We start from the raw sequence: 12,930 nt of genomic DNA on the forward strand, positions 1-12,930 counted from the left end.
GATAAAGAACTTACTGGACCGAAGGCGGCGGCAATTTCACACCCCACTTTTGATTTGGCTTACTGCCCATTTTTAAAGTTAGTGTACCGCCTTTCATAATTTCATCGCGATAGAGCCAGGCATTATCAAGCACTTTACCATTCCACAAAGCCGATTGTACATAAACATTTTGCTTAGAATTATTGCTGGCTTTGATGAATAGTTTTTTACCATTGCCCAGTCGAATTTCTGACTTATCAAAAACAGGGCTTCCAATCTGAAGTGTTGGGCGACCATCCGTTAAGCCTTTTACATCAAATAAACCAACCGAAGCCATAACGTACCATGAACCCAACTGGCCTTGGTCCTCGTCCTGACCATAGCCATATCCATGAATACTTTCGGTGCCATAAAATTCATCACAAATTGCCCTCGTCCATTTTTGTGTTAACCAAGGTGATGATGAATAATTAAAAAGCCAGCTTATGTGCAGATTGGGCTGGTTACCATGATTATATAAAGATTGAATACCAGCAAAAGCATCAATTGTTTTTCCTCCGCCAAATGCGTTTTTCTGAGAAGTTTTAAAAATATTATCCAGGCGCTCGTTAAATGTTTTAGTTCCGATTTCTGCAATTAACGCTTTAGGGTTTTGTGGCACATAGAAAGTATATTGTGTTGCGTTACCTTCTTGAAAACCTCTCCAAGCCTCCAAAGGATTAAATTTATCTATGAACTTTGCATCATCAGTTTTTGGCCTGATAAGCTTTAATTCCTTATCAAACAATAATCGCCACCCGTTGGATAAACCCATCAGCCTTTTATAATCTTTAATCTTCTCCATACTTTTAGCAAGCTGAGCTGCAGCAAATGCACTATAACTGTATTCCATTGTGTGCGAACCAGAAAAATGTGAACCTGTTGAATCTGTTTTATCGGCTTCCAGATATGGTACAAAGCCATTATTTACAAAGCTTTTGGTATCTGTTTTACCAGAACCCACCAACCTGTTTCTGTAATTAAGTTCATTTCCTAATACCGCTTTGTAGGCTAAATCCAAATCGTAATCACGTATGCCTGACTGGTAAGCACCTGCTATTGCCAGCCCGACAAAATTAGTACCTACCCCAGATACAAAATTACTATTGGCAATTCCATCGCCAAACCAACCTCGCTCTTTATAAATTTCTAATTGAGTATGTACAAAATCGCTGTAGTGTGATGGATACGCTAAAGACCACAATTGCGTTATGTTCCAAAAACCGCCCCAAATAGCATCAGTATTCATAAAATTATAACTGAATTTGCCGTTCTTATCTTTCGGTAATTGTCCGATTGAACCATTATGCCGGGGAAAATTTCCATTTACATCACTTGCAATACCACGGCCAAGCAAAGCATGATACAAACCAGTATAAAACTTAACCAAATCAGCATTGTTTTGTCCAGAAACCTTCATTTTTCCCAATTCATTTTGCCATTCTGATTGAGCAGCCTTTTTTGCGCCATCAAAATTTAGATCAGATGCTTCTGCCATCAAATTGTTCTTAGCGTTTTGTGTAGAGGTATAAGATAAACCCACTTTAATTTCTACACTTTCATTTTCTGTAGTTTTATAACCCAAAAATAAACCAGCACCTATGCCTGAAGCATTTTTAGCGTTTAAATTAGTTTCTTTTTGATTAAAGGCACCCACACTGTTTGGTTTCTTGTCAAGGATTCCATAAAAATACATGGCTACCTTACCGCCTTCATCATAGGTTTTAACATATTTCGGATAAGTAATTACAAAGCCTTCAAAATGGGTCTCATCAATCATTTTTACAGATGCATCTGTTATTGGCCCACTTTCTCCCTGAATGTTACCAATAGAAAGGATAATTCTGGAGTTTTCACTTTTTGGAAAGGTATATCGATGAAAGCCAACTCTTTTGGTTGCCGTAAGTTCTGCTTTGATTTTAAAATCATCAAGTAACACCGAATAATAGCCTGGTTGGGCAATTTCATTTTTTCGGTCAAAGACCGAACGATATCCACTGTTCGCTTTATCAAGTAATCCGGGAACGGTTTTAAGGTCGCCGGCAGTTGGCATAAAACTAATACCGCCCACTTGCCATTCATGAAAGTGTACAAAACCTTCAATAGAATTATGACGTGTATCATAACCTACTGCCTCCCAACCCTGTAAGTTGCCGTAACTTCCGTTGGTTGATGGTGCAAGTTTAGCCATTCCATAAGGCACTGCTGCAGGCGTGTAAAAGAACCATCTACTGTGGGCAGTACCAATATTTGGATTTACATATTTTAAAAGATCCTGAGCAAACACGCACGGCATCACGAAAAGAGAAAGCATTAAAATTAAGAAGGATTGGCTGGCCGTTTTCATAGGTATTGGAATTAAAATTGAACTAATATTTTGATAACAAGGCCTGAATTCGTTGCATCCATGCCTGATCTACAGTTTCTATTTCTGGTGAGCGGTTTTGCCCGTCAAAACCAGCAAAGAAATAATAAGCAAATGTTGATTGATTTCTATTTGCAATATTTAAACGATTAATATTTTCTTTAGCATAAACCAGCCAGTTTTCATTTTTATCTGCCTCGTATAATCTAATCATTGCCTGAGACCCCCAAGCACACCAAGCCGGGTTAATTCTGGTTTCATTGGTATTAAAAATATAGCCTTTCCAGGCAGCATTCCACAGGGTGATATTCATGGCTTTACCAATATTTTGTGCTCTGGTTAGATAAGACGGGTCGCTCATGATTGTGCTATACAACAAAAAAGCCTCAACCATGATGGCATTATCATAAGTAAATTTATCCGTGTGTTTCTTACCCTCGCCGGCTCCGTCAATTTTCCAGATGTATAAACCACTAATCGGATCAAACATTTTTGTATTCAGCCAATTATTAACCTGGATCGCCCATTCTCGATAAATGCTTTCGCCGGTTAAACTATAAAGTTTTAAAAATAGCTGTAGTGTTAGGCCATTGGTTTGCGTTGGTTTTTCAGGCTTAAGTGTATTCCAATAAAATCCACCACCGTAAACATTATCCCACAAACCACTATTGATTAACCAATCTCCGCATGCTTTTGCTTTCGCCAGGTAAGCTTGTTTATCTGCTCCGGTAGTAACCTCATAAGCTTCCAGATAAACCATTCCGCTAAGCGCATTATCATCAACATATTTATCACCACCGGCACCAGTGCCATCTAAATTTACAGATGCAAAGTAACCACCTCGGAGGTCTTTTTTATCCCACATATTATCCATGAATTTAAAGGTATTATTCATGTATGCGAGGTGTTTGGTTTGGCCTGCAGCCACCATAGCTGCATCTGCATAAATCTGGCTTACGTTGTACCACTCATAACAATTGTTAGCATGGGTTGTGGTATTTGCACGATAGCCATAACTTGCAGTAAGCAAATTATTGGTGGTAAAGGTATGTGTTTCCTGGGCCAGCTTTAGGTAGTCTACTTTAACGCCCGGCCCTGTAGGTGGCACAAGAGGTGGTGGAGTAACCGGCTCAACTACGGGATTTTTTTTGCAAGCTGCCAAAAAAAAGATAGACAAAATCAGAGCAGTATTAAAAAATAATTTTTTCATGGTTAGAATATTTAGCCACCGGCTTAAACCGGTGGCAATACAACGTAATTATTGTGTAGTTAAAGTGTGGGTGTATGGCCCGCCAGCGTTAAGACTTACAACTACCTTAACACTTTTATTATCGGCTGAAGGATTAAACTTATAAGTATTATTCCATTGATCATTAGTAACCGGATTTAAATAAAAGTAAGCTGCACCTTGGCCAACAGGACTAACATTATTAACATTACTGCTTCCCAGATAGCGAACACCTCCAGAGGTATGCATTGCGAATTTATATCTTTCATCTCTACCCCAAGAAAATTGATAAAATACAACCGGAATATTTCCTGATTGCCACACACCATTTGCAGTATATGTTAACTGGCCTATCTCATTACCGTAAGCCGACATGTATAACCCCAGGCTCTGAACTTCAACTACATCCACCACAGTGGCTACATTGAAATCATATTTGAGGTAATATACCTTTGCAACACCCGAAACTGTAACAGATGTGGTTCCTTCTTTAACTAATGTACCTTCGGTGTAGAATTTTCGACCTGATGCAGTAATTTTATCTGTTAGCTGATAAGTACCAGGCTTAAGCGTTGTGTATATTTCAAAAACGCCTTCATCTAGTTTCTTAAATTTAATTGCTTTGCTAATGTCGTCTCCTGTTTCTGTTGCAGAACCTATAAGATAAAGGTCGGTTGGCACTTCAGCAAACCCTGCCGGGCGTTCAAGTTGCAGCGTTCTACTTTCCTGACCAGGTTTTCTGTTGCTGGCTTTGGATGCAATTACTGTCCATTTAATATTTCCGGTACTTGATGAATTGATTCCGCATAATGCTGCAACTTTGGTTAAATCTTTATGAGAAATTGTAACCTGAGCCTGCACACCGGCGCCATCTGACACCACTTTATAAACCGGTTTTGAAAAGTCTCCGCTTTCTTTATCAAATGCTACTTCGTAAAGAATAAGCCCACCATCTTCAGCGCTCGCTGGGTTCCACTTAAACTGCTGCGTAGCCAATGCGTTTGATGGTGTTAATTTAAGGCTTTGCATATTTTGAGGTATGCTTAAACTTCCAATGGGATTAATATTCTCATTAAGTTCTTTTGTGTCTTTTTTGCATGAACTAATGGCGAATAATGATAGCGCCATCAAAACATATATTGCTTTCAAGTTTTTCATGTTGCTTTATATTTTAGTAGCCCGGATTTTGGGTTAAATTTTTGTTTAGACTTATTTCGCTTGATGGAACTGCCCATAAATAATCTCTTTGAGCGTTAAATTTGCGTTGCTGAGTGCGGATATAACCATTATCAACATTTTGGTCGGCGGCAAATTTAGCCCCATGCGCAAAACCATTCATAGTGATTTCGGCAGTTTTCCAGCGTCTTAAATCATCTAAACGCAAACCTTCCATTGCCATTTCTGCCCTGCGTTCTCTGCGGATAATACTTGTCAAATCTCCGCCAGGATAACTCAAAGCAGCAGCATCAGTAAAGCCGGCTCTGGAGCGAAGTGCACCGATTGTTTTCGCCCAGATTGTAGCATCCATTTGTCCTAAGCTGTTTTTAGCTTCAGCATAGGTTAATAAAACTTCCGCGTATCTAAACAAATGAAGATTATTACCTGAAACAAAACTTGATAAAGCACTTGGATCAAAATATTTCCTCCAATAATAACCTGTAGCAGATGCGCTTTGAGAGCCCGGAGAGTATTCATCAAGGCCAGGTTGAACCGGATCGGTACCCGGTTTTATGTAAATGGTCTTGGTACTGTTATTCGGATTTATCCAAGTATATCTATCGTAAACAACTGTGGCGGTTAGTCGTGGATCGCGGTTGATGTATGGATTACTTTCTACGTAGCCTGAACCAGCTTCTTTAATTCCCTTTCCATTCAGCATAACATAATCGTCAACCAACTCTTGTGTAGGTGCCATATTACTCACCCTGCCACCAACTGTTCGGGGTGCAAAATCCCAAAAATTTTGCCATGTTCTTATTGTAGGTACATATTGTAGCGATAAGATACTTTCATTATTGTTTTTATTGATTGCAGGATCGCTAAATAAAGCACTATAATTAGCTGCTAATGAATAAGTTCCATAGGTTGCCTGATTGTTGATTAGTTTTTCGCAAATCGCAATCACTTCTGCAGTTTTATTTCCCTCGTACAATAAAGTTCTCATTTGTAAAGCTAAGGCAGCACCTTTTGTAATTCTACCATTTTCGCTAGCCGGAAGCTGATCTTTACTTGGCAAATTTGGAATAGCGCTTTCTAGCTGACTTACAATAAAAGCATTAACCGAAGCTTTTGAACTGCGTGGAATTACCTGCGCTTCTTCGGGAGTTAAATTGTGGTCAGGAAGCGGAACATCACCATACCATTTAGTTAAATTAAATAGTGCAAAAGCTCTCATAAACTGATTTTCTGCTTTCATTCTGGCAATGGTTGCTGCTGGCAGCGTTTTGTTCTGATCTATATTCTCCAGAAAAATATTAACCGATTTTATTGTACGATAATAACTTGCCCAATCGCCCTGAAATTTACCAGTAAGCGAAGTAGCGTTTCCGCTTGCTATTAAATTAAGATCGCCAGAAGGTGAATATGCATTATCAGAAAGCGCTTCAGGCTCAAAAAATAGCGAACTATTGTAAAGCAGACTATAATTATTGTTAAGAGCGTTATTCACATTCACATCAACTGTCCAGAAAGTTAAATCTGAAAACCGGTCTGTTGGTGCGATATCTAGTTTTCTGCAACCTGCAAACATTACGATTGCAACTGCTGCTATAAAGATTTTATTTAGGTATTTCATTTTATTAATTCTAACCGTTATCATTAAAAAGTTATATCCAATCCGGCGCCGTAAAATATCGGAAGCGGATATGAACGGGCACTATTTGAACCAGAACCCAGACTTACATTGTTTCCAAACTCAGAAGTTTCGGGGTCAATAAATTTAAGTTTTGAAAGCGTAAAGAGATTTTGGCCGATGAGCGACACTCTAAAGCGCTGAATACCGAATTTTTTGGTTACAGTTTCCGGAATTGTATAGCCAATATTTACGTTTTTTAAACGAGCATAAGCTGCATCATATTTATAAAGGTCGGAGCCTGTACGCCAGTTATTGGTGTTAGATGGTGAGCCAATATTTGCAAAAATTGGATATCTGGCATCAGGATTATTGGGTGTCCAGTAATTGGTCATGTGTTCATACACCGTTGCACCATATCCGTAATGAAATGGTTCTACCAGTTCGCCACGCAAAAATGTTTCACGTTTACCAACACCTTGAATGAACAACTGCAAATCAAATCCTTTAACTGCCAGCCTGTAGGTGAAGCCAAAAGTATATCTAGGAAAAGGGTTACCTAAAACTGCTTTATCCTTGGCATCAATAATTCCATCATTGTTAAGGTCTTTAAATTTCACATCGCCAGGCACTACCGGGTTGCCGGCAATTTTTGGTGAATTGTTTATATCCGTTTGATTTTGGAAAAATCCATTCGTTTCATAGCCATAATATTGTGTTATTGGCTCGCCAATTCTTCTCAATAACTGAAAAACATCCTGATTTATAATTTGCTCGGTTGCACCACCCGAAAGCTGCAGCAGCTTATTTTGATTATCAGCAACATTTACGCTGAAACTTTGCGTTACATTCTCTCCACGTAAATTATAAGTTAAAGATGCTTCCCAACCTTTGCTACGCACTTTAGCTACGTTAAAATCTGGTGTCGCAGCTCCAAAAATTGCCGGAATATCTTGCCTTGGTTGTAAAATATCTCTGGTTACTTTATTAAAATAATCGAATGATGCGGTAAGGCGATTATTGAAGAAACCAGCATCAAGACCAATATTTAATGTAGATGCTTTTTCCCAGGTTAAATCTCTGTTAGATAAAAGCGTACCAGCACCACCAACAGGCACATTATTAAAGCCATAAGCACTGGCATAATTAAAATAAGTGGTTTGATATTGGAAATTCCCAACATTCTGATTACCCAATACGCCATAAGAGGCACGAAGTTTTAAATTACTCAGCGTATTTTTTATGGATTGCATAAAAGATTCCTGCGAAATTATCCAACCTGCACTTACTGAAGGAAAGAAACTTCCACGGTTTCCTTTTGCAAATTTGGATGAAGCGTCATATCTCGCCGTTGCTTCAAATAAATATTTATCCTGATAAGCATAATTTACTCTACCAAATAGAGAAAGTAAACTGTTTGAATTTATGGCTAAACTATTGCTCGAGTTAATGGGATCGACCAATGTGCCTGTTGTAGGTGTACCTAATAACTGGTCGGTTAATGTTTTTTGAAGTTGAAATCCACGTTGCGAATAGTTTTCACTTGAAGCACCAATCTGAACCTTAAAATCGTGTAAATCAATTTTTTTACCATATTCTACATATAATTTTGTATTGAAAAGCTGCGATTTGCTATTTCCGTCTAAAACTGAGCGATCATCTCCATAAACACCAGATGGCAAATAATTAACTTGCGTACGGCGAAAAAATGTTCCGTTATTTTGTAGCGTTCCACCAAATTCACCAGTAATTTTCAAATCATTGGTAATGTTAAACTGACCGTTAAATGCTCCGAATATTTCATCATTATCTGCCTGGTTGAAACCCCCTTTTTCCAAAACACCATACTCATTGTATTGTGAAGCCACTGGATTGGTTAAATAATTACCGTTTTCATCCTGCCAACTGTAATTTAAGGGTACGCGGTTAGCATCAGCAAAAATATTGTTATCACCAACACTATTGGTTTTATTTCGGGTTTTAGTGTAGAGTAAAATAAAATTGGTTTTAAATTTCCCTATCACGTTGCTCTGGTTTAAGCGTAAATTGTATTTCTGGTAACCAAAGTCGGCCCCTTCGCCGCCATTGCCAATAAAATTACTGCCCTGATCCTGAAAGCCTGCTGATACGTAAAAGGAACTTTTCTCTCCTCCACCTACAATACTAAAATTATGCGCTTGTTGAGGTGCAGTGCGTAATAGGTGTTCAATATCCCATGTGCCATTACCCTGGTCTTTAAGTTGTTGTATTTGGTCTGGTGTGTAAGCAGGGCTTAATCCGGAATTTACTAAAGATTCATTTTTAAAATAAGCGTTTTCCCAGGCGGGTACCTTTTTTACCAATACGTTTGCATCCTGAATCCCGTAACTTCCATTATAAGAAACTGAAGTTTTTTGGTTCAGTTTTCCACCTTTTGTGGTGACTAAAATAACACCGTTGGCAGCTCTTGAGCCATAAATTGCTGCTGAGCCCGCATCTTTTAGTACTGTTACACTTGCAATGTCGTTAGGGTTTAATGTATTTAAGTTTCCACCAACAATACCATCAACCACAACCAGCGGTGTATTATCTCCCAAGGTACCTACACCACGAATATTTACGGTAACGTTACTGCCCGGATTTAATGAACTTTGCTGAATAATCAAATTTGGTGATTCACCCTGCAATGCCTGATAAACATTTAACACAGGTTTGTTTTCAATGCTTTTTGCATCTATAGTATTTATTGCACCGGTTACAGAAACTCTTTTCTGTACGCCGTAACCTACCACAACCACATCTTCTAAAGAATTATTGGCGTCGGTTTTCATTTGAATATTAATAGTTGTTCGACCACCAATGGCAACCTCCTGACTTACATAACCTAAATATGAGTATGTTAAATTGTTTGTTGCAAGATTATCAGGAACTGAAATCGTGTAAAGCCCGTTGGCATCTGTAACTGCGCCAACTGTAGTGCCTTTAATTTGCACACTCACACCCGGAAGTCCGATTCCTTTTTCATCAACTACTTTTCCTTTTATAGTGATGTTAAAATTTTTGATGGTGTTTATTAAAGTTGGTGTACTTAAAGCCTGAGATTGGTTAGGCATAAATGGAATTACAAGAATGGCCATCAATGCAAATCGCCAATGTGGCAATCGCTTTAGTTTTTCAAGTTGGTAAAGTTTAAGTCTCATAACATTTGGATTGATTAAGATGCTTTATTGCGCATCAGTAATATTAGGTTAGATATTTTTTGGTGATAAATTATTTGATTTGCTGCTGATGAATGGTATGCCAATGGGCATCAATTTCTTCTAGCGACCGGCCCTTGGTTTCGGGTATGAGTTTCCAGGTAAGGTATAATGCAGGAGAACAACAGATGGCAAATATCCAGAAAGTCCATGCAGAGCCTAGTCCTTCTAACATCATTGGAGTAAGTTGGCCAACAAAAAAATTGCCAATCCAAAGGGTAAGTGTGGCTAAAGACATGGCCTTACCACGAATGCCATTTGGAAAAATCTCTCCAATAACTACCCAACATACAGGCCCGAAAGAGAATGCAAAACAGGCAATAAAGGCTAAAATGAAAATTAAAATCCATGGCCCGGATATCACACCGAACTGAAATAGAAATCCGATAATAACTAAAGATATTACCGCACCACCAACACCGATATAAAGCAGCGGTTTCCTCCCCCATTTATCAACACTAAAAATGGCTACAAAAGTAAATAGCACATTGATTAAGCCAATGGTAACCTGCCCGCCTAAAGCATTATTTAGTGTGAAGCCCGCCTGTTCTAAATTCTTGGGCCATAATAAATAACTGCGTTAATACCACAAACTTGTGATAAGAAAGGCAGTAATAGCCCTATCCATAATGCTTTACGGTAAACAGGCTTGAATAGTGTTTTAAGCGACCCATCTGCTTCATTTTCATTTTGAGATAAAAACGCATCTACTTCTTTTTCGGCAGCAGCTTCCCCATCAATTTTTGTTAAGATATTTTTTGCCAAATCATTCTTCCCTCGGGCCAGCAACCACCTTGGAGATTCTGGAACCAAGAAAAGGGCAATTAAAAAAATTAAGGCAGGTACACCGCCTAACCCTAACATCGCTCTCCATACTTCTGAAGAAAATATGCGCATCGATTGACTGCCAGCATAATGGTCTGCGGCATGATTTGCCAAATACGCATTACTAAAATAAGCGGCTACTATACCTATTGTTAAAGCAAGTTGGTATAAGGACACCATAGTTCCACGAAGCCTCGATGGCGCAAATTCTGAAATGTAAAGCGGCGAAACCATAGAGGCAACTCCAATACCAATACCGCCTACCAGCCTAAAAATAATTAATGCAGAGAAAGAGCCTGAATACATGCAACCCAGGGCAGATATCAAAAAAAGAAATGCTGATAAAATCATCACTATCTTACGCCCATACCGGTCGCTTAGCTTGCCCGATACGCTCACCCCAATGATGCAACCTAACAGCGCACAACTAACAAACCAACCTTCGCTAACTGCATCAAGACCAAAATCGCCTTTTACCAAACTTATCGTTCCTGAAATTACTGCTGTATCAAAACCAAAAAGAAAACCTCCAAGAGCAGCAACAAGACAAACGAGGTATAAGTAAGTCTTACTTTTTTCAGTAACTATATTTTTTTCAGTGTTATTCATGCTGATTATTTTAAGAATGCTTTAATCACTTTCGCCCTTTCACTTCCTTTGTTTATCATTTTATAACTGCCCGCCGCCGCCGGGATTACAAATGTTTCTGCAAAAGGGAAAGTCATGATAGCACCATCTGCAGATTCTACAGTAATGGCTGCGCCTTCAACAAGCATCAGTACATGACAAACATTATTGGTTTCTACCTCAACTTCCGCTTCAAATTCTAATCGATGAACATCATAAAAGTGCTCCTTATGTGTAGGCAAGTGGTAACAGATAAAATCATTATCTTCAAAGAGAATTGAAGGCTTAATGATTAATTCTTGTTTAACTGTAGCGCCTTTTCTATTAAAATCAAGGTTTTTAAAAGCGTGGTCGATATTTATTGGTCGGGGTTTACCATTTAAATCTAACCTTACCCAATCATACATTTTAAAGGTGAAAATGTATGGAGTTGCACTAATTTCGAGCACCAAATTTTCTGCTCCCGCACTGTGAACAGTTCCATTGGGAATTAAAAATAAATCATGTTTTTTAGCTTGATGAACCTGAACATACTTTTCTATGTCAATTTCTTCGTTGTAAAGATTGCTTTTTTCTAAAGTATCTCTAAACTCGGTAGGGTTGATATTATCCTGAAAGCCCAGATACACCTTTGCATCATCTTTGCAATCCAAAATGTAGTAAGTTTCATCCTGGGTAATATTTTCGCCAAATTCACGCTGAATATATTTTAGACTTGGGTGGCATTGTATAGATAGATTCCCACCATCAAAAGTATCCAAAAAGTCAAATCGAATAGGAAATTCATCACCAAACTTCGCTGCATGCACACCTAAAACATTTTTGTTTTGAGCAAACATCAATGCATCAAAAGAAACTTCTAAAAGAAAGCTACTGCTTTCAAAAACGATTCCGTTTTCAGGTGCAATAAGTTCAAAAGACCAGGCATAATTTACCTCATTTCGATCTAATTGAGGCATGTGTTCCTTCATCCATTGTCCGCCCCATGCGCCAGGCGCAAACCAAGGACGAGCTCTAAAAACAGACGAAGACATTTTTTCTAAACCTTTTCGGATGTCTTTCCCGTATGCCCAGTTAATACTATCTTCCCATTGTGCATCAACAAAAATGTCTATGTCATTGATAAGTGCTTTTTTATGATTATTCAAGACCACCCAATCAACAAAATAGAAGCACTTATACATTTCAGTTTGCTCCTTTTGCAGGTCCAGTCCTAGATTACAGATAGAGCCAGCACTCATACGATGCTGTATTTCATTTTTAGGGAGATCAACGTAAATTAGAGCAGCTTTCCAATCTGATAGAGAAGCCCCACAGCCAGTAATAATATTTATATCAGCAGAAGTACTTTTTTCAATTTCAGTTAAGGCCGGCATATTAAAATAATCGGCCAATGTTAATGTTGTTTTTGTTCCCCAAACCGAACCTTCTGTACCCAGAAAGGGTGCAATCATTTCATTCAATTGCGCCTGAGATTTTAAATAGTTCTTGCTTTCAATAAGGTTTAAGGCATAACCCCTATCAATCAAATCTTCCTTTAAAGCCGTTATTAGCTTATTCCAGTACACGCCAACATAACCATCAATTACAACAGTTTTTTGTTCAATAATGAAATCGCAAAGCGATGAATAACCATTAAATATTTTGTTATCTCCAAGTGAATAGTAAGGGTAAATATCATAACCTAAAGGTTTTGTTATTTGACTAGCTCGAGCTGGCATAATCTCCTGCTCGGTTTTTCTCATTGGTTCTTCTATCGACATAAGTGGGAAGTGACTATTTATTTTATTAATACTTGTTCATACATACTTTTAAATAAACTACAATTTTAATCCAATTA

At 38.3% G+C, this 12,930-nt stretch carries 8 protein-coding genes; all 8 read right to left on the reverse strand.

Annotation, left to right across the window (positions count from 1 at the left end):
- Nucleotides 1-10: 10 nt before the first annotated feature.
- The 8 genes from LUA90_RS01000 to LUA90_RS01030 all read right to left on the reverse strand — a co-directional run bounded on the left by LUA90_RS01000 (nucleotide 11) and on the right by LUA90_RS01030 (nucleotide 12,853).
- On the reverse strand, nucleotides 11-2,365 hold the full coding sequence (locus tag LUA90_RS01000; RefSeq protein ID WP_231489818.1) for a GH92 family glycosyl hydrolase: 2,355 nt from the start codon (nucleotides 2,363-2,365) through the stop codon (nucleotides 11-13).
- Between the two features lie 22 nt (nucleotides 2,366-2,387).
- Nucleotides 2,388-3,593, reverse strand: coding sequence for a glycoside hydrolase family 76 protein (locus LUA90_RS01005; protein WP_231489819.1), 1,206 nt, complete (start codon nucleotides 3,591-3,593; stop codon nucleotides 2,388-2,390).
- A gap of 48 nt (nucleotides 3,594-3,641) precedes the next feature.
- Complete coding sequence (locus tag LUA90_RS01010; protein ID WP_231489820.1) at nucleotides 3,642-4,769, reverse strand: SusE domain-containing protein; 1,128 nt, start codon at nucleotides 4,767-4,769, stop codon at nucleotides 3,642-3,644.
- Nucleotides 4,770-4,782: 13 nt separating this feature from the next.
- On the reverse strand, nucleotides 4,783-6,405 hold the full coding sequence (locus LUA90_RS01015; RefSeq protein ID WP_231489821.1) for a RagB/SusD family nutrient uptake outer membrane protein: 1,623 nt from the start codon (nucleotides 6,403-6,405) through the stop codon (nucleotides 4,783-4,785).
- Nucleotides 6,406-6,428: 23 nt separating this feature from the next.
- A complete protein-coding gene (locus LUA90_RS01020) occupies nucleotides 6,429-9,581 on the reverse strand; it encodes a TonB-dependent receptor (RefSeq protein WP_231489822.1) in 3,153 nt (1,050 codons plus the stop codon).
- A gap of 70 nt (nucleotides 9,582-9,651) precedes the next feature.
- On the reverse strand, nucleotides 9,652-10,140 hold the full coding sequence (locus LUA90_RS19460) for an MFS transporter (protein ID WP_370635301.1): 489 nt from the start codon (nucleotides 10,138-10,140) through the stop codon (nucleotides 9,652-9,654).
- A 47-nt stretch (nucleotides 10,141-10,187) separates the two neighbouring features.
- Nucleotides 10,188-11,072 (reverse strand): MFS transporter, encoded by an 885-nt coding sequence (locus LUA90_RS19465; protein ID WP_255717532.1) that lies wholly within the window; start codon nucleotides 11,070-11,072, stop codon nucleotides 10,188-10,190.
- Nucleotides 11,073-11,077: 5 nt separating this feature from the next.
- Nucleotides 11,078-12,853 (reverse strand): class I mannose-6-phosphate isomerase, encoded by a 1,776-nt coding sequence (locus LUA90_RS01030; protein ID WP_231489823.1) that lies wholly within the window; start codon nucleotides 12,851-12,853, stop codon nucleotides 11,078-11,080.
- Nucleotides 12,854-12,930: the final 77 nt, after the last annotated feature.

The sequence above is a fragment of the Pedobacter sp. Leaf170 genome (assembly GCF_920984665.1).
Taxonomy (GTDB): domain Bacteria; phylum Bacteroidota; class Bacteroidia; order Sphingobacteriales; family Sphingobacteriaceae; genus Pedobacter.